The sequence below is a fragment of the Ensifer sp. EB106-03-01-XG145 genome, assembly GCF_058792075.1.
Genome location: NZ_JBYTEC010000008.1, coordinates 131,600 through 148,265, shown reverse-complemented (window position 1 = coordinate 148,265; position 16,666 = coordinate 131,600). Strand labels below are relative to the sequence as shown.

The 16,666-nt window shown below is 62.7% G+C and carries 15 protein-coding genes and 1 pseudogene; 6 read left to right on the top strand and 10 right to left on the bottom strand.

Annotation, left to right across the window (positions count from 1 at the left end; translation table 11 throughout):
- The first annotated feature begins 15 nt into the window (after positions 1-15).
- From AC3WWH_RS19970 to AC3WWH_RS19960, 3 genes are all read left to right on the top strand, one after another.
- Positions 16-768 (top strand): SDR family oxidoreductase, encoded by a 753-nt coding sequence (locus AC3WWH_RS19970; RefSeq protein ID WP_057255313.1) that lies wholly within the window; start codon positions 16-18, stop codon positions 766-768.
- A gap of 54 nt (positions 769-822) precedes the next feature.
- Positions 823-1,227, top strand: a complete 405-nt coding sequence (locus AC3WWH_RS19965; RefSeq protein ID WP_058322120.1) for a cupin domain-containing protein — start codon at positions 823-825, stop codon at positions 1,225-1,227.
- 74 nt (positions 1,228-1,301) lie between these two features.
- Positions 1,302-2,312, top strand: a complete 1,011-nt coding sequence (locus tag AC3WWH_RS19960; protein WP_058322121.1) for a mechanosensitive ion channel family protein — start codon at positions 1,302-1,304, stop codon at positions 2,310-2,312.
- Here the strand turns inward: AC3WWH_RS19960 and AC3WWH_RS19955 are convergent.
- Positions 2,295-2,783 (bottom strand): RrF2 family transcriptional regulator, encoded by a 489-nt coding sequence (locus AC3WWH_RS19955; RefSeq protein ID WP_058322122.1) that lies wholly within the window; start codon positions 2,781-2,783, stop codon positions 2,295-2,297. The two genes, AC3WWH_RS19960 and AC3WWH_RS19955, sit on opposite strands and share 18 nt — an antisense overlap.
- A gap of 102 nt (positions 2,784-2,885) precedes the next feature.
- A complete protein-coding gene (locus tag AC3WWH_RS19950; protein WP_492377181.1) occupies positions 2,886-3,071 on the bottom strand; it encodes a hypothetical protein in 186 nt (61 codons plus the stop codon).
- Positions 3,072-3,256: 185 nt separating this feature from the next.
- Between AC3WWH_RS19950 and AC3WWH_RS19945 the strand changes: the two genes are divergently transcribed.
- Both AC3WWH_RS19945 and AC3WWH_RS19940 read left to right on the top strand, forming a co-directional pair.
- On the top strand, positions 3,257-3,823 hold the full coding sequence (locus tag AC3WWH_RS19945) for a methylated-DNA--[protein]-cysteine S-methyltransferase (protein WP_113398752.1): 567 nt from the start codon (positions 3,257-3,259) through the stop codon (positions 3,821-3,823).
- Positions 3,824-4,135: 312 nt separating this feature from the next.
- Positions 4,136-4,909, top strand: coding sequence for a LuxR C-terminal-related transcriptional regulator (locus tag AC3WWH_RS19940; RefSeq protein ID WP_058322125.1), 774 nt, complete (start codon positions 4,136-4,138; stop codon positions 4,907-4,909).
- Here the strand turns inward: AC3WWH_RS19940 and AC3WWH_RS19935 are convergent.
- The 6 genes from AC3WWH_RS19935 to AC3WWH_RS19910 form a co-directional block, all read right to left on the bottom strand.
- Positions 4,878-5,147 (bottom strand): transposase, encoded by a 270-nt coding sequence (locus AC3WWH_RS19935; RefSeq protein WP_058322126.1) that lies wholly within the window; start codon positions 5,145-5,147, stop codon positions 4,878-4,880. The genes AC3WWH_RS19940 and AC3WWH_RS19935 overlap by 32 nt on opposite strands.
- 96 nt (positions 5,148-5,243) lie before the next feature.
- Complete coding sequence (locus AC3WWH_RS19930) at positions 5,244-6,671, bottom strand: HlyD family type I secretion periplasmic adaptor subunit (protein WP_058322127.1); 1,428 nt, start codon at positions 6,669-6,671, stop codon at positions 5,244-5,246.
- A gap of 19 nt (positions 6,672-6,690) precedes the next feature.
- Positions 6,691-8,406 (bottom strand): type I secretion system permease/ATPase, encoded by a 1,716-nt coding sequence (locus tag AC3WWH_RS19925; RefSeq protein ID WP_058322128.1) that lies wholly within the window; start codon positions 8,404-8,406, stop codon positions 6,691-6,693.
- Between the two features lie 184 nt (positions 8,407-8,590).
- Positions 8,591-9,187, bottom strand: coding sequence for a hypothetical protein (locus AC3WWH_RS19920; RefSeq protein ID WP_058330014.1), 597 nt, complete (start codon positions 9,185-9,187; stop codon positions 8,591-8,593).
- 291 nt (positions 9,188-9,478) lie between these two features.
- Positions 9,479-10,543: a hypothetical protein gene (locus AC3WWH_RS19915; protein ID WP_058322162.1), complete on the bottom strand. Its 1,065-nt coding sequence runs from the start codon at positions 10,541-10,543 to the stop codon at positions 9,479-9,481.
- Positions 10,544-10,704: 161 nt separating this feature from the next.
- Positions 10,705-11,694 carry a GlxA family transcriptional regulator gene (locus tag AC3WWH_RS19910; protein ID WP_058322163.1) on the bottom strand — a complete coding sequence of 330 codons (990 nt, stop codon included), beginning with the start codon at positions 11,692-11,694 and terminating at the stop codon, positions 10,705-10,707.
- A 317-nt stretch (positions 11,695-12,011) separates the two neighbouring features.
- Here AC3WWH_RS19910 and AC3WWH_RS19905 point away from each other — a divergent pair.
- Positions 12,012-12,450, top strand: a pseudogene (locus AC3WWH_RS19905) (dihydrodipicolinate synthase family protein); the annotation flags it as partial.
- Positions 12,451-12,513: 63 nt separating this feature from the next.
- On the opposite strand, the gene AC3WWH_RS19900 reads toward AC3WWH_RS19905, so the two are convergent.
- Together AC3WWH_RS19900 and AC3WWH_RS19895 are read right to left on the bottom strand one after the other, a co-directional pair.
- On the bottom strand, positions 12,514-15,552 hold the full coding sequence (locus tag AC3WWH_RS19900) for an AsmA family protein (protein ID WP_058322130.1): 3,039 nt from the start codon (positions 15,550-15,552) through the stop codon (positions 12,514-12,516).
- Positions 15,553-15,628: 76 nt separating this feature from the next.
- A complete protein-coding gene (locus AC3WWH_RS19895) occupies positions 15,629-16,576 on the bottom strand; it encodes a DUF817 domain-containing protein (RefSeq protein WP_082640775.1) in 948 nt (315 codons plus the stop codon).
- Between the last annotated feature and the right edge of the window lie 90 nt (positions 16,577-16,666).

The following is a 16,666-nucleotide window of genomic DNA, read 5'->3' as shown; positions in this document are numbered from 1 at the left end:
CGATTGGAGGATCTCATGAAAATCGTCATTATCGGCGGAACGGGCCTGATCGGCTCCAAGACGGTCGAACGCCTGCGCAAGCAAGGCCATGAGGTGGTTGCCGCCTCTCCGAATACGGGCGTCAACACCATCACCGGCGAAGGTCTCGCCGAGGCGCTTTCCGGTTGCGAGGTGGTCATCGACCTCGCCAACTCGCCCTCCTTCGAGGACAAGGCGGTGCTCGAGTTCTTCGAGACCTCCGGCCGCAACCTGCTTGCGGCGGAAAAGGCTGCCGGCGTCAAACACCATATCGCGCTTTCGGTCGTCGGGACCGAGCGTCTGCAGGAAAGCGGCTATTTCCGCGGCAAGCTCGCCCAGGAGAAACTGATCAAGGCCGGCGGTATCCCCTATACGATCGTGCATTCGACCCAATTCATGGAGTTTTTGGGCGGCATCGCCCAATCCGGGACTGTCGGCGACACCGTGCACCTCTCGCCGGCCTATGTGCAGCCGATCGCGTCCGATGACGTCGCCGATGCCATGGCCGCGGTCGCGCTTGCCGCCCCGGTCAACGGCACGATCGAGATTGCCGGACCGGAGCGCTCACGCCTCAGCGATCTCGTCGCCCGCTACCTCAAGGCAAGCGGCGACAACCGCAAGGTCGAGGCCGATCGGGAGGCTCGCTACTTCGGCGCGCTGCTGCAAGACGGCTCGCTGGTCTCCGACAACAATCCCCGCCTCGGCCGGATCACCTTCGAAGAATGGTTCGCCACGGCTCCCCGTAAGTGAGCACATACGGCTGCGCCGGCGGCGCACCCCCAGCCCCCTGAAAGGACTTCCGACATGATCAAGTCTCTCATCACCGCCACTGCGGTCACCGCCGCATTGTTCGGCACGGCCGCTGCCGGCGACGCTGCCAAGGTCACCCTGGTCTATGAGCACGAGTTGCCGAACGTGCCGGGCAAGAGCATCAAGGGCGTTCTTGTGGAATATGGGCCCGGCGGCTCTTCGGAGGCGCATACCCATCCAAGCACCGCTTTCATCTATGCGACGGTGCTGGAAGGCTCGATCCGAAGCCAGGTCAATGATGGACCGGTCAAGGTCTACAAGGCCGGCGAGAACTTTTCGGAAATGCCCGGCGACCGTCACGGCGTCAGCGCCAACGGCAGCGAGACAGAGCCCGCCAAGCTGCTCGCGGTCTTCGTCGTCGATACCGCCGAAAAGGAACTGACCTATCCGATGAAATGATCCTGGCAGGACCGGGGGCACCGGCTGCACAAGCGCCCGGTCCTGCAATTTGCCTGCAATCGTTGGAGCCTGCCATGTTCGCCGACCAATTGCCGTTGCCGCTCGTGCTGATCAATCTTCTCGGCATCACCGGCATTGTTGTCTGGCATGTGCAGGGGCGCCGTCGCCCGCTCGCCAGGCTGATTGTCCAGATCCTCTTCTTCTGCATGATGACGACGGTTCTCCTCCTTTCCGGGATCATGCCGCATCGGAGCGACGATCAGCATCTTCAGGGAGCGCTCGCCTTCCTGGCGACGTCGGCGCGGGTGCTGTGGTGGACGCACCTCGCCTGGTCGCTTATCGGCTTCGTGCGTCTCTACATCGTCCTTGAAAGGCGGCCGCAGGAGGCCCGCCTGTTGCAGGACCTCATCGTCGCCATTGTCTATCTCGGCGTCGCACTGTCGATACTGGGCTTTGTCTTCCGGGCGCCGATCGGCACGCTGGTTGCGACCTCCGGGGTGGTTGCCATCATCTTCGGTCTCGCGCTTCAAAATACGCTCGGCGACGTGTTCTCGGGTATCGCGCTGATACTGGGGCGGCCCTTTGCCATCGGCGACTGGATCGTGCTTGGCGACGGCACCGAAGGCCGTGTCATCGAGAACAACTGGCGCTCCACCTTTCTGCTCACCGGAGCGCACAATGTCGTCGTGCTGCCCAACAGCGCGCTCGCCAAGGTCGGGCTCACCAATCTCAGCCGTCCGGACGAGACGCACCAGATCGCTTTGTCGATCCGTCTTGCCGCGGATCATCCGCCACGCCGGATCGAAGAAACGATGCAGAGAGCTCTGCAAGGGTGCGGCCTGATCGTGCGCGAGCCGCCGCCGGTCGTCTCCCTCAAGGCGATCGACGCCGTGGCCGTCGAGGTCGAGCTGCAGTTCCGCGTCAAGAACCCGGCTGAGCGGACGCCGGCACGCAACGAGGTGATCGACCGCGTTCATGAGCAATGCCGTCTCGAGGGTCTCTCGCTTGCGCCGCCGGCTCAGGCCTATTTCTACGTGCCGCCTTCAGGCACAGACGCCGGGTTTCGCTCAACCGGCGCGCTCTAGAACCCACGCGAAACTCCGTTTCCAGAGATCCGAGGGAATTTCCTGCGAGAGGATCTCGATCAGGTCGGATAGGCGCACGCTGCGCAGCTTGTCGCGCCAGGCTTCGTCGGCCTCCCACATAATGCGCGCCACCGCGCACGGCGTCTCTTCGCAGTAGCCGGGTGCGCGACAGGGATTGTTGGCCCTGATATTGGTGCAGACGAAGGTTCTCGATCTGCCTTCGACCGCCTCGACGATTTCGAGAAAGGTCAGCTCGGCCGGCGCTTTTGCCAGCCGGTATCCGCCCGATGGACCGAGGGTCGTGTGGACGAGACCGGCCTGCGAAAGGCTCTGCAGCGCCTTCGACAGATACTCCTTGGGCAGCCCGTGGAACTCCGCCAGCGCCTTGGTTGAGAGATAGCGGCCTTCAGGCAGGCCGGCGAGAATGGCACAACAATGCAACGCCCATTCGACTTGGCTTTTGAGGATCATGTCTTCGTCCGGCGGATGCCAATGCGCATCTATTAAGGATAACAAATATCCCTATTTTTCTGCTGTGTAAACAGTGTCAAACCGATGCGGCCGGTCCCGTCTTCATGGTGCGGTACGCACGACGCGGAAAAGGACGAAGCCGACCGCGCCGATGGAGAAGGCCGAGGACCACAGAAGCAGTTCGAGGCTCTTGCGTTCCTGCCGCCAGGCAAGGCCGAAAAAAACGGCGAAGACCACCAGCGTCGCGAACGAACTGAGCATGATCGTCGGGGTATGCAGGATGTCCACCGTCGTCTCCTGATGTTGGTGCGGAACCTTGCCCGACAACCGTAAAGCTTTCGCAAATGGCTGCGCTCTCGACCTGCGCTTGATATTGAGCAGCCAGTAAGCGGCGGCCACCGAGGCAGGAAACGGGTTGAATTCGCAGCTCTCCGGCACGATTTTGATAGTAGAGACACAGGGAGGCTATACGGATGGGCCAGGCAGGACATCGCTATTTCATCTTCGAGACTGCGGCCGGCTTCTGCGGCATCGCCTGGAACGATGTGGGCATCACGCGATTCCAACTGCCGACCCCGGCGGCACAGGCAACCGAGCGGCTGCTGTTGCGGCGTCTGTCGGCCGCCGAGGCTTCCCAGCCGACACCCGAAATCCGGGAGGCAGTGGAGGCCGTTCAACGCTACTTCGATGGCAAGGAGGTCGACTTCACAGGCTTTGCGGTCGATCTGGAAGGGCAGGATGAGCTTTTCCGGCGCATCTATGCTGCGACCCGCGAGCTGCGCTGGGGGCAGACGACCACCTATGGCGCGCTGGCAAAGGAACTGGGCGCAGGCCCGGAAGTCGCGCGCGACGTCGGTCAGGCGATGGCCAAGAACCCGGTGTCCCTGATCATCCCCTGTCACCGGGTGCTTGCCGCCGGCGGCAAGATCGGTGGGTTCTCGGCGCCTGGCGGTTCCACCACCAAGACCCGCATGCTGGAGCTGGAAGGCATACATGTGGGGCAGGCGCCCGAACCGACGCAACAGTCCTTCGGTTTTTAAAGATATCGACAATCGTCAGGCCGACTGGAGACTCAAAGCGCTTTTGCTCAAACAATTGTACGCGGCCCGCGTGCGTGCGCGCGTGAATGTTGACTGAGGGTTGCGCGTTGCTGCCTTCTTTCCGAGAGGTTCTCAGGCTCGCTGCTCAATATATGTTACAAGCTTTATCGGTGCTTCGAGAAATATATAGTAATTTCAATCTGTTGCTGATGCAGCCCGATCGGATTAATTCTGATTTTCTCATGACAGACTATCAGAACGGAAATATTTTAGGCACCGCAACTTGTCGCGAACGAATCCTGGGGGTGACGCATGTCCATCAGTTCAGGAACGCCGTGCCGCAAGGACCGTACGCCGACCGGGATTGTGATAGAACACCAGACGCTGGTGCGCAGCGTCATCGTTGCCGTTCTCGAATACGAACTCTCCGGTTGGAATTTTATCGATATGGTCTCGACCGACAGCCTGGACCAGGCGCTCGGCTACGACGTGCGTTTAATCGTGCTGGACCTGAGCGCTCGCAACGACGGCGGGTGCAACTTGCATGATGAGCTTGCGGAAATCCGCAAGCGCTTTCCGGACGTGCCGGTTGCGGTGCTCTCGGACACGGACGACAGGACGACCGCTGCCGATGTCCTCAAGCTTGGAGTTCGCGGCTTCTTCACGACGTCCTTGCGGATCGAGCTTGCGCTTGCCGGCTTGCGGCTGGTCCTTGCCGGCGGCGTCTTCTGTCCAGACCCGCTTGCCGCGCTCACCGATTGTACGGCTGCCGCTCGTCATAGCGAAAGGGTGCCGATCAGCGCTTATCGAAGCGAGTTTGCGCTCGCCGACTTCACGCCGCGCGAGGCGGATGTGCTCGCGGAGTTGCGATGCGGCTCTTCGAACAAAGTGATCGCTGGAAAGCTCAATCTTTCCGACCATACGGTGAAAATGCATCTGCAGCACATCATGCGCAAATTGCAGGTGCAGAACCGCACCGAGGTCGTCGCCTTGCTTGCAGACCGGGGAACCGCCGGCAACGGTCATGGCGTCGCCACCAACGGCAGCAGCGTCGTCAACGTGATGTCTTTTCGAGCATCTCGCTGAGCGTTGCGGCCGTCAGCATGGCTTCGGCCAGTAGCTTCTTGAGCTTCTGATTTTCCAGTTCGAGCGCCTTTACGCGCTCCGCATCGAAGTTGGGGCCCCTGCTTTGCAGCGATTGCCAGCGATAGAAAGTCGGCTGGCTGATGCCATGCCGGTGGCAGACATCGGCGACGGTCGCACCGTACTGATGCTCCTTGAGGATCTCCAGGACTTCGTCGTCATTGAACTTACGTTTGCCCATTGCGGCTGTCCTTCCGGGAACCGACTGGCACATGTGATCGCGGGGCCGGATAACAGAGCCCATGTGGTACGCCCACGGTGTTCCGCGCGGCACGCCTCAGTTCTCGCGAAATGCGGTGTTGAAACTGTCAAGCAACGGACGCAGCGCGTAAAGCGCCACGCTGCTCGTACCGGTCTCTATCATGGCCCGCACCGGCATGCCCGGTACCATCTCCACGCCCGGCATATGGCCTAGCCTCTCATCGGTAACGCGGATCGTTGCCGCGTAGTAGGTGTGGCCGGTTTGCCGGTCGACCAGATGATCGGCGGACACATAGGCGACCGTGCCCTTCAACAGCGGAACCCGCCGCTGGTTGTAAGGAATGAGATGAACCTGTGCCTCGAGCCCGGCATGGACCTGGGCGATATCCTCCGGCTTCACCCGCGCCGCGACGACCAGTGCGCCGGCGTCCGGCACGAGGTCGGCCAGCGGCTCTCCGGCGCCGATGACGCCGCCTGTCGTATGAACACGCAGATCCATGATCACTCCGTCGTCGGGCGCCCTGATCTCGGTTCTCGCCAATTGATCATCGATGGCGTTCAAACGCTCACGCAACTGCGCCAGCTGGTTTTCCGTATCGCGCAGCGTGAGCGCGACTTCATTCAGCCGGTCGCTGCGCAGCTTGACGATATAGGACTGTGACTCGCTGATGACCTGGTGGGCGCGGGATATGCGCGCGGAGACTTCGCCGATCTGACCGCCGATGTCGGCCCTTTCCCGCGCCAGGATGAGAACCCGGCTCTTGCGTTCGAGACCCTTCGCGGTGAGCGCCGAAACCGTCTCAAGCTCCTGGCGTGAAATGGCACTCCTCTCCATCAGGGACGCCTTCTGGGCGCTCAGTCCGGCGACTTCCTCCAGCACTTCCTTGATCTTCTGCTGCGTGATCACGATGTCGGACTGCATCACCTGGCGACGGGCATCGAATATATTCTGCTGACCGTCGAGAATGTCGTGGATCACCCGGTAGTTGCCGGCTTGCTCCACGAGATCGGGGGGGAAGGCGACGTGATCCCAACCGTTCTGCTCGGCGGTGAGCCGCGCCTGTCGCGCCTCGGCATCCCAAAGTTGGCCGCGAAGGCTGTCCCGTTCCGAACGCGGCTTCGTATCGTCGAGCTTGATCAGCACCTGGCCGGCGGACACGGCATCGCCGTTGCGAACAAGGATCCGCCTGACGATCCCGCCTTCGAGATGCTGGATGGTCTTGCGGTTCGCCTCGGTCTCGACGACGCCGGACGCGATCGCGGCGCTGCTGAGCGGGGCGAGAACCGACCAGATCCCCAGACCAAAGACGAAGACGCCGATAAGCAGGTTTCCCGTCCATGCCACATGGCGCAGCCGCGACATCGGCGAGGCTTCGGCAAGCGTCACCGGAAGGCGTGTGGAGACCGCTGTGGAGGGCTGGGGCCCGGCTATCCCTTTGGCGTCGCAGGCGTAGCCATCGATTTCCGGTCCGCGTCGGGTCAGGTCGGATTTGATGAGCTCCATCGTTTTCTCGCCTCCCTCCTCAGGTGCCCGCTCGGGCCGGTGGCTGCAGATAGGTATCGAAGACCCAGTCGCTGTCGCCGAAGGCTTCGATCGTGCCATTGCGCATGATCGCGATCTTGTTGGTCACCGGGAGAATGCCCATGCGGTGCGTGATGATGATGATCATCATCCCCATGGCGCGCATGCGGGCGATTGCTGCAAACAATCGGCGTTCGCCGTCATAGTCCAGACTGGAATTGGGATCGTCGAGGACGACGAGGGCGGGATTGCCGTAAACCGCGCGCGCCAGTCCAAGCTGCTGGCGTTGGGCCCGAAGCAGGGTCGCGCCGCCATCACCGACATCCGTCTCGTAGCCCTGCGGCAGTTGCATGATCGCATCGTGCAGCCCGACAAGCTTTGCCGCTTCGATGACCTTGCCGACGTCGGTTCCGTCGAGCCGGCCGACGACGTCCTTCACCGCGCCGCCGAAGAGTTCGATGTCCTGCGGCAGGTAGCCGACATGACGCATGCCGCCGCCGAGCCGGAGGGTGGCAATATCAACGCCGCCGAGCAGGGCGCTGCCGCAGGTCGTCGGCTGAACCCCCGCAATGATGCGGCCAAGCGTCGACTTTCCGGAACCGGATGGACCGATCAGCGCAAGACAATCGCCCGGTGCCAGCCGCAAAGTAACGGCATTCAGTATCTGACGGTTGCCCGAAGGAAGCATGTAACCGACGCGGTCGAGCACGAGCCCGCCCGCTTCGGGCATCGGTATCGTGCGTGCGCTCTCCTGCGACGCGATCGATATCAGCATCGCGTTGATGCGATTGAATGCGGCATAGGCGAAGGCCACGGCGCGCCACCCGCCGATCGCGCCCTCGATCGGGGCAAGCCCGCGACCGAGAAGCAGGCTGGAGACGAAGATGATGCCGGGGTTTCCGCTTTCCTCCAGGACGAGCCAGGCTGCGGACCCCATCATCAGGATCTGCGCCAGCATGCGCACCGATTTCGAGAGCCCGAGAATGGTTTCGGTGCGCTTCATCGCTTCGTCTTGCGCTTGTCGTGCGGTCTCTGCGTCGCGATAGACGAGTTGGGCGGCGCCGTTTTGCATATTCATCGCGCGGATGACTTGGATATACCGCAATGCAGTTGCGAAACGCATGTGGCTGCGGGAGAGCGCCAGGTTGGCTTTCATCAATGGCTGCCGGGTCGAGAATTCCGTCGCGATGGCGAGCAGCAGCAAGGTGAGCGCGGTGAATAGCCCGATGGTTCCGAGCAACGGATGGACCAGGAACAGAAGCAGCAGAAAGATTGGCGCCCAGGGAACGTCGAAAAGCAGCGAGCTGGCCGGTGCGTCGAGAAACTGGCGCAGGATCGATAGGTCCCGGTAGCAGTCGTTGGCGAGGCCCGCTTCGGTATGGGCTCCATATTCGAAGCAGGCCGTCAGCACGACGGGCCGCAAGCGGTGATCGAGCCAGCTGCCGATCCGCGACAGCGCGGCGCGCCGCACGATATCCAGAATCGAGCCGACCAACACCGCTGCCGCGATGATGAGCGTCAGCATGAGCAGCGTGTCGGCGCTGCGGCTCGACAGGACGCGATCGTAAATCTGCAACAGGTAAATGGAGGGAGCCAGCAGGAACAGGTTATAGGCGCAGCTATAGAGAAAGACCAGCAGGAAGGCTCCCGTGCAGGCCTTGAGAGCCAGGACCAGATGGGTTGGAGGATGCTGCGCCCCTGTCGGATTCGTCGTCATTATCGGATCTCGATCGGATCGGCATGATCGATGCTGATGCGGTCGGCTTGGCTGCTTCAGGCTTCTTTTGCTCGGGCTCGATCCGTGGCCAAATGCAACTCAAAGGTCCCGTAGCGTTCTTGCACGCCGCGACACAGGTGAAAGGAGGATCGCCGGCCATGGCCGGCGATCCTTGTCGAGCGACTCAGATACCGATGTCGCTGATGTTGCCTAAGGTGTTGTCGAAATTGTCGAGAACATTCGAGACCGCCGTGGTGGTGGTCGTCGTGGTGGTTTCCGAGATCGGGTTCGAATGAACCAGAGCGGCGGAAATATCGCCACCGAGGGCCGCATTGCCGCTGCCGCCGGCACCGCCCATGCCCGAGATGATCGTCGCACCTTGGTCGGCGAGCAACGTCGTCGTCTGCGTGGCAGTGGTGCTCGCGTCTACGCTTGCGGTGTTACCGCCGCTCGTGCTGCTCTGATCGCCACTCGAGGTCGGATTGCCGCCGGCGCCGCCAGCACCGCTGTTGGTAAGCGAGGCGAGGACAGCGATCGGCACCTGGACAAGGCCGCCGCCGTCAGCGCTGCCGGTTCCCCAGGCCGCACCCTGACCGACGTCATCGCCGTTGTCGACAGTGGGGATTGACCCGATGACGGTCTGCGTCGGCGCTACGGTGACAGTGGGATTGAAGTTGATATCGCCGGAGTTGGTGCCGTCGCCACCGTTACCTGCATTCGCGTCGCCCGCAATGGGATTGGTCAGGTTAATCGTGTCTGATGTCGCGAAGGTAATAGGCATAGCGTCGCTCCTCTACTTGTTGCCCCGTAGTCTTGGACGGTTCGATGCCACAGCACACCGCCGCAGCGGGGGGTCAGCGCAAAGCTATGGTGCGCGTGATCACCGGGGCGAACCAGCCGGACATTCGGAGACGTTCCTTTGGGTAGGGTCTGCCCGCGTTTCAGCTTGGCCGGCGTCAGGCGGACCCGGAGGCGCTCGATTCAGGGAGTAGATTGTGAGGGATGGCAGCGGAACGCCATGAATCCGCGGCGCCAGGGCGCGCTTGCTGCGCTTGAGCGGGAATGCGGGGGGTCAGCCGTGCAGGACGTCGTCGATTAGCGCGGCATTGGCCTCGGCGATGTTGCCTTCGCCGCCAGCTCCCCCGATGCCGCCGATCTGCAGCGTATGCTGGTCGACGAGCAGGTGGTTGAGCTGGTCCGCCTCGGCGGTGCCGCCTGCGGGCACGGCGATGTTGATCGGGTGGAAGTAGCCGATGTTGACGTCGACGGCGCTGCCGTTCGAATAGCCGTCACCGCCGCCGCCAGCGACCCCGCTTCCGGTGAAGATTGTGTCCGAGGAGAGGTTGAAGCCGCCACCCTTGCCGCCGACGCCGGCGATCTGCACGCCGCCCTGGTCGAAGATCACGTTGTTCGTCTGCGTGGCGTGGGCGTCGCCGCCGGCGGCGCCGACAGCAATGTTGATGGGCGAGAACACCGCGACGTTGACGTCAACCATGCTGCCAATGAAAGTGCCATCGCCGCCATGGCCCGCATAGGCGTCGCCATTGAAAATGAACGTTGCGCCCTGCGGCTGGGCCGGCGCGGTATTGCCGGCAACGTTATGATCCCCGCCGGAGCCGCCAACACCGCCGATCTGGGTGGCGCCCTGAAGGAAGGCGGCATTGTTTGTTTGTCCGGCCGTGGAGGTCGAACCCGGACCGGCCGCGACAGCCAGGTTCAAAGGCGCAAACACCGCGGTGTCGGTGCTGACGAGGCCGCCGAAAAAGGTACCATCGCCGCCACCGCCGGCCACGCTGCCGCCGCCATGGCCGCCGGCAACATTACCATTCCCGCCTTCACCGCCGATGCCCGCCATCTCGGTGACGTGCTGATTCATCAGTGCGGTATTGCCTTGATGCGCATCGGCGTCCGTGTGCGAGCCGGCGATTGCCGCGTTCGACGGTGTGAACATTGCCAGCGTGTTGCTGCCGATCGTACCCAGGCTTGTGCCGTCGCCGCCGCTTCCGGCGGAGTTCTGCGCCGGCGCTATGTCGAGTGGAAGCCACGTCGGCACCAGTGCGAGATGTCCGCCGGCAACTGTGCTCTGATTGGAGTTCGCGTTCGGTGCCTCTTCCGACAAAAGACGAGTTTCCGCCATCGCCATCACTCCCATAGACTTCATCCCTCGCAGCACGATCATGCGACGTGTACGAGCGCGCATCGCGAGCTATTTTGAAGGCGGTTGCGGCAAAAGGTGAGCCTGCAATTCGGCTACGTCCGTTCGGGGAGGTTGCTAGCCGATCGGCTATCGTGGCCGGCTCACTTCGGCAGTGTCGCGCGCATCTGGCGCGGCGACTGGCCGAAGGTCTTGGCAAACGTCCTGGAGAAATGCCCCGCGCTTTCGAAGCCGACTTCGAGGGCGATCTCGATAAGCGAGGCATCGGTCTGGGTAAGAAGGTGCTTCGCGCGATCCAGCCGGAATTTCCTGTAAACGTGCGCGGGCGACATCTTCGCTTTTTCCATGAACAGGCGTTCGAGCTGCCTGCGCGACAGACCGACGGAGGCCGCCAGTTCAGGGATCGAGATCGTGTTCTCGGTATTCTGCTCCATGATGATAAGCGCGGCGTTCAAGCGAGGGTCGTTGCTCTCGATCGCGAGCGGCTTTCTCGGCTGTACATGAAGATGGGAGCGGGCCTTGTCGATTTGCAGAACTTCCAGCGCATTGCGCTCCGCCTCCCTGCTGATGTGGAGGCGCACGATGTGGGCGGCCATGTCGGCCGCACTGCTGCCGCCGGCGCAAGACCCGCGGGTGCGGTCGAGGTTGAACAGGCGGTCCGAGCGAACCTTCAGATCCGGGAAGCGCTCGCGGAACGCCTGGTAGTGGAGCCAGCTCACGCAAACGACGTGCCCCGCCATCAGCCCGGCTTCCGCCAGGATGAAGGTGCCGGTGCACAGGCCGATCAACGGCACTTTCTTCGCGGCTGCCTTCTTCAGGAAAGCGATCGTCTCGTCGTCGATCGGGTGCTCGTTCTTAAGCAGGCCGCCGACCATCACGATGTAGTCGAACTGGCCGGGATCGACGAGGTCCGACGTGGGCGCCACTTGTACCCCGCAGCTGGATGCAATCAGATGGCGGGTGTTGCCAAGCACCTGCCAATCGGCACGCACGCGGCCCGATTTATCGAGCTCGTCGCTTGCCAGCCGAAGCGTATCGATGAAGAGAGCGAAGGCCGAGAGTGTGAACGACCGGGCGAGCACGAAACCGATCTTGAGGCGATTGGCTGCAGCATCGTTGGATTTCGTGTTCATCGTCATTGCGAACCCACTTTAAACTCGTCATGCCCTTTGGTTGGCGCGCAGGTCACTTGTCGCGACCAAGACGCGTCCCGACGGTCGTCGCGCGACTTTGCAAGCGCCGATAACAGGAACCGCAAGCCTCCGGTTCCGCCGACCCGGGTCCCGATCCGTTATCCTATCTGAAATCTGCGTGCCAGGGGATCACAATCATCCACGAAGATCAGCCGGCGCCCTATGCGCTCTGTTTTTTCGGTCCCCTGCTGGCCGTTGCTCATCGTGGGATGAAGCAGACCTGCAACGGGCACCATGTCGCATGACGACGGCGCACGCTCGCCGGCCACGGCAACATTGCCGGCATCAGGGATTCCGGCGGTGCAAAGGAGAGGCTGGAGGCCTATCTGCAGGTTGCCAAGGGGGGCGACGGTTTTCAGGTCTATTCCGGCCCAGACCACCTCGTGCTCTGGGCGCTGCAGAACGGCGCGGCCGGCTGCATTTCGGGCCTCGGCAACGCCATGCCGCATGTACTTGTAGGCATCCTGAAGGCGTTCAATGCGGGGGAGATCGGCGAAGCCGAAAAAGCAGCAGGCGATCTTTACCGCTTTTCGCACCGACCTCTACGCGCTGGGCTTCGCCCCGGCCATGCTCAAGCGCGCGCTCTTCCTGCAGGACGCCTCCATCGGCGCCAGCCGCCAGCCGGCCCTGCTGCCGAACGCCGAGCAGGACGACCAGATCGCGGCAATCCTCCGCAGATACGAACTTCTGGGGTGATGCCACCAAAGCCGGCGACCGCACGACCGCCGGATCGGCGATGGAAGGCTATTCACGCGCCGGCTACTGCAGAAGCTGGTTGAACAGTTTTCCCAAGGTGCCGCTTTCCTCGGCAGGCTGCTCCGTGCCAGCGGCTGGTTGCTGGTCGGGCTGCTGCCCCTCCGGCGCCGGTTGCTCGGCGGCAACGTCGGGCGTCACGGCTTGTTCTTCAGCCGGTGGAGCGGGTGGCGTCTCGCCGCCCTCGGTCGCCTTGCCACCGATGATCTCTTCGATGGAGAGTTGATCGCCCCCGTCTTTCGCTGGCTTGCCGATGGCGCCACCAATGATGTCGCGGATTGATCCGGCCTTTCCTTCGCCGGAGAGAAGCTCATCGAGCTTCAGCTTCCCGGTCGGCAATCCCAGCTTCTTCAGCGCCGAGAGAGCGGCGTCCGGGTTCTTCAGCAGGCCTGAGAGATCGGGATAGATGCGCGGGGCAGCAAAGGAACCCTCGATCATCACAGGCACGCCAATGCCTTCGGTCGCGATATCGGCGCCCTGACCTTCGAGCGAGGCGACGACGCGCGGATCCAGGCGGAAGTTCAGCTGGTCGTTCGGAAGGTTTGCCTCACCGCTGCCGCTCATACGCACCAGCGGGCCGACGAGCTTGATATCTTCGGTGCGCGCGACACCGTTCTCGATGGCAAAGGATGCCCCAAGCTCGGTGAAGCCGGTCGCCTTGTTTTCGTTCTGCTTGAAGCCAGACGACATCAGGCCGACGAGGTTGTTGTAGACATCGGCGACGTCGATGCCGCGGATGGCGCCGTCGGAAAAGCGGACGTTCGCCGACCCCTGAAGCGCGCGCTTGAGCGCTCCGGCCGTAGCGCCTGCGCCGGTGATGTCGAACTGGGCTTGCAATGCGCCTTCGAGATGCTTGAAATTTGCAAGGTCGATCAGCAGCGGGGCGGCCGAAGCGCCCGCGATCGAGGCCTTCAAGGCGATCGAGGCCTCTTCTCCCGTGCCGTCAGCTCTAAGGTTCGCGGCCATCCGCCCGCCATAGAACGGGCTTTCGGGAAGGTCGAGGCTGGCCACACCCTCGGAGACCACCAGGGTGGTTGCTACCGGTCCGGCAAAGACGCGGCCATAGCCGAGCTTCTCCGCATCGACCTTGATGGATGCATCGATCGTTCGAAGCGACGACAGGTCCAGCGGCGCGTCGGGAGTGGGGCTGCCTGCTTTGCCCTTCGCTTGCGGCGATGCGGGGCGTGCACCGGCAAGCCGCGCGAGGTCCAGTTCGGCGAAATGGAGCGCACTGGATATCTTGAGGGGCGTGCCCAGCTCTACGGAACCGTTGCCGGTTCCTTCGACCCCGTTGACGGACAACGTGGCTTTTTGAAACGCAACGCCGGTGGGGCTTGCGTTGACATCGCCCTTGAAGGCGAATTGCTCGATGCTGTCGCCGCCGCCCTGGCCGATCCAGGCAAGAAGCGCGCGCAGATCCGTGGCCGCGAACTTCACCTTGCCGGCATAGCTGCCCGCGAGCGCCGCCTTGCCGTCAAGGGAGAGTGTCGCTTCTGGCATGCGCAGATCGAGCTTCAGGGGCAGCTCACTCGGGACCGAGCCCGAGAGCAGTTCGCGGACCGGCAGTCGCAAATCGACATCGGCTGCTTTCCCGCGCCAGACCAGGTTGCCGGATAGGAGCACGGGCTTGGTAAGATCTTCGATCTTGACCGCCAGCTTCTTGATCGTCACTTCGCCCATCGATGGGTCGGTGACACCGGGTGCTACGAAGGTGGCGTCGCGCAGGCCCGCAGTGCCACTTAGGTTGACGGTCTTTCGGAACGCATCTCCGCCGAGCCCGCGGAACGCAAACCCGGTATCCATCGCAAGCGTTCCCGACAGTGAAATCGATTGGCCGGCGAGGCTCGCGAGCTTGGAGATGTCGAGCCCTTTGCTTGCGACGCGTCCCTTGAACGTCGGCTCGCTCTTGCGGACGTCGGCGGTGATTTCGGCCGAAATGCCGCCGGCGTCTATGCCGAGATGTTCAAGCCGGGTCGTCAGCAGCCCATCCTTCAGCGTTGCCGTCAGTGCCGCATCGGAGGCGGAAATATCGTTGACGGTAATAGCACCCACAGTGACGCTGACATCGGCATCGAAGCCGGCGAGTGCCTGCAAGCCGGTCGAGGCCGACTGCTTTTCCGATTGCCCTGCCGGTTGTGACGACCCCGAGGCGCTGGTTCCGACAAACGCGCTGAAATCCAGCTGATCGGCACTGAGGTCGGCCAGGAACCGCGGCCTGTCACCGGGAATGAACAGCGCGTCGAGGCTGAGCTCTTCGTCCCCCACGAGCAGCTTGCCGCCGCGGATCTGGTAGCTGCCGTTGCTGTTGAGCGCTACCTGCCCGCTGGCCTTGAGCTCGGTCAGGCCCGGGGCAAGCAGCGGGTCGGCTTCCACCGAGAGGCTGAGGTCGGCGGGCTTGCGCTCGAGGAGAGGGCGAAGCGGGGAGACGGAGAGAGCGATCTGGTAGCGCCGGTCTTCAAGCCGGGCACCGGCCGAAAGCGAAAGCTCGCCGTCGATATCAGGGGCTTGGAGTGTAAGGTCGAGATCGCTGACAACGTCAGCCGCCCCGGCTGCATTCTCTTGCCTCAGCGTGCCCTCGGTGATCGAAATCGTATCGATGGCGCTTCGTTCGAGGAAGGCGACCAGGGCCGCGAGTGGGTCGTTCTGCTTGGCCTCGCCATTGCCGCCGTCGCCGTCTTCCGCCGTCGATGCGTTCTCCGGTTTCTGCCGTATCACCACGACCGGCCGCGTGAGCCTGACCTCTTTGACGTGCAGGCGGTTCGACCACAGCGAGGAGAGCGTCACGGAGCCCGCAACCTCGCCAATCTCCGCCGTCACGCCATCGCTTTGCGCGTCGAGCGAAACATCCTCGGCCACAACAGCCGGATGGGGGATGACGGAGAGCCGGACGGGACCCTTCAGCGCGATCGAACTGCCCGTCGCGCTCGAGAGCTGACGGCTGAGCTCGGCGCGCATCCAGTCGCTGGAAACAAAGCTCGGCAGGACAATGAGAGAGACGACTGCGAGAACCCCGAGCGCCAGCAGGCCGAGAAAGAAACGCCGCATGTGTCTCTCCGTTGCGATAGCAATTGATTCGGTATCGTTTTCCACGGAGGCGTGTTTTGCAACTCTTGCGGCGTGATCACTTGGATGCCACGGCACTTCCCGCACCTAAGGTGAGGTCCGTCGTCGTCTGTGCATCGGTATTCGTTGTCGATAGGTTTCCAGCCGCTGCCACGTAGTTTCGCGGGCGGTGGACGAGCGTGACCAGCACGAAGGACAGGATCATCAGCAGGTACCAGGCGCCGAGCTTCTGGAGAGAGACCGGGGTCCAGCCATTGTGCTGCGAGGGATAGATCCAGGCGCGCGACCAGGTGCCGATGTTTTCGGCAAACCAGATGAACAGGGCGACGAGTAGAAAGCCGAGAAGCAACGGCATGCGGTGCCGAAACCGGAAGACGCGATAGTGCACTGTCGTGCGCAGAAACAGGACCGCCGTGATCGCAAACAGCGCGTAGCGCAGGTCGATGACGAAGTGGTGCGTAAAGAAATTGGCATAGATCGCCAAGGCGAGCAGCATCGTCGCCCAAAGCGGCGGATAGTTGCTGTAGCGCATGTCGAGGATGCGGGTCACGCGGGCGAGATAGGAGCCGACGGCGGCATACATGAAGCCCGAGAACAGCGCAACGCCGCCGATGCGGAAGATGCTTGGCTCCGGGTAGATCCAGGACCCGACCGACGTCTTGAAGATCTCCATCACCGTGCCGACGATGTGGAAGATCAGAATGACCTTGGCTTCGGCGATGGTCTCAAGCTTGAAGACGAGCAACGAAATCTGGATGACAAGGGCCGCGACGAAAAGGAAATCATAGCGGGCAAAGCCCATGTCCTCTGGCCAGAACAATTTTGTCGCGAGGATCAGGGTAAGCATGGCGCCGCCGAAAAGGCAGGCGAAGGACTGCTTGATGCCGAACACCAGGAACTCCGTCAGGCCGCCAAGGAGGCCGGCCGCCGGCAGCCGATCGAGCAGGCGGTGCGCCGCAGCGTCGATGCGCGCTTCCCGGCTCGTGAAACGCCTATCGTCCGACATTCGAGCCATCAGTACCGCCTCCGCTTCGCCGTTGGGGACGCGATGCCGGGACAATGCGGTTGAATTAAGGATGGACGACAACTGCCGGGT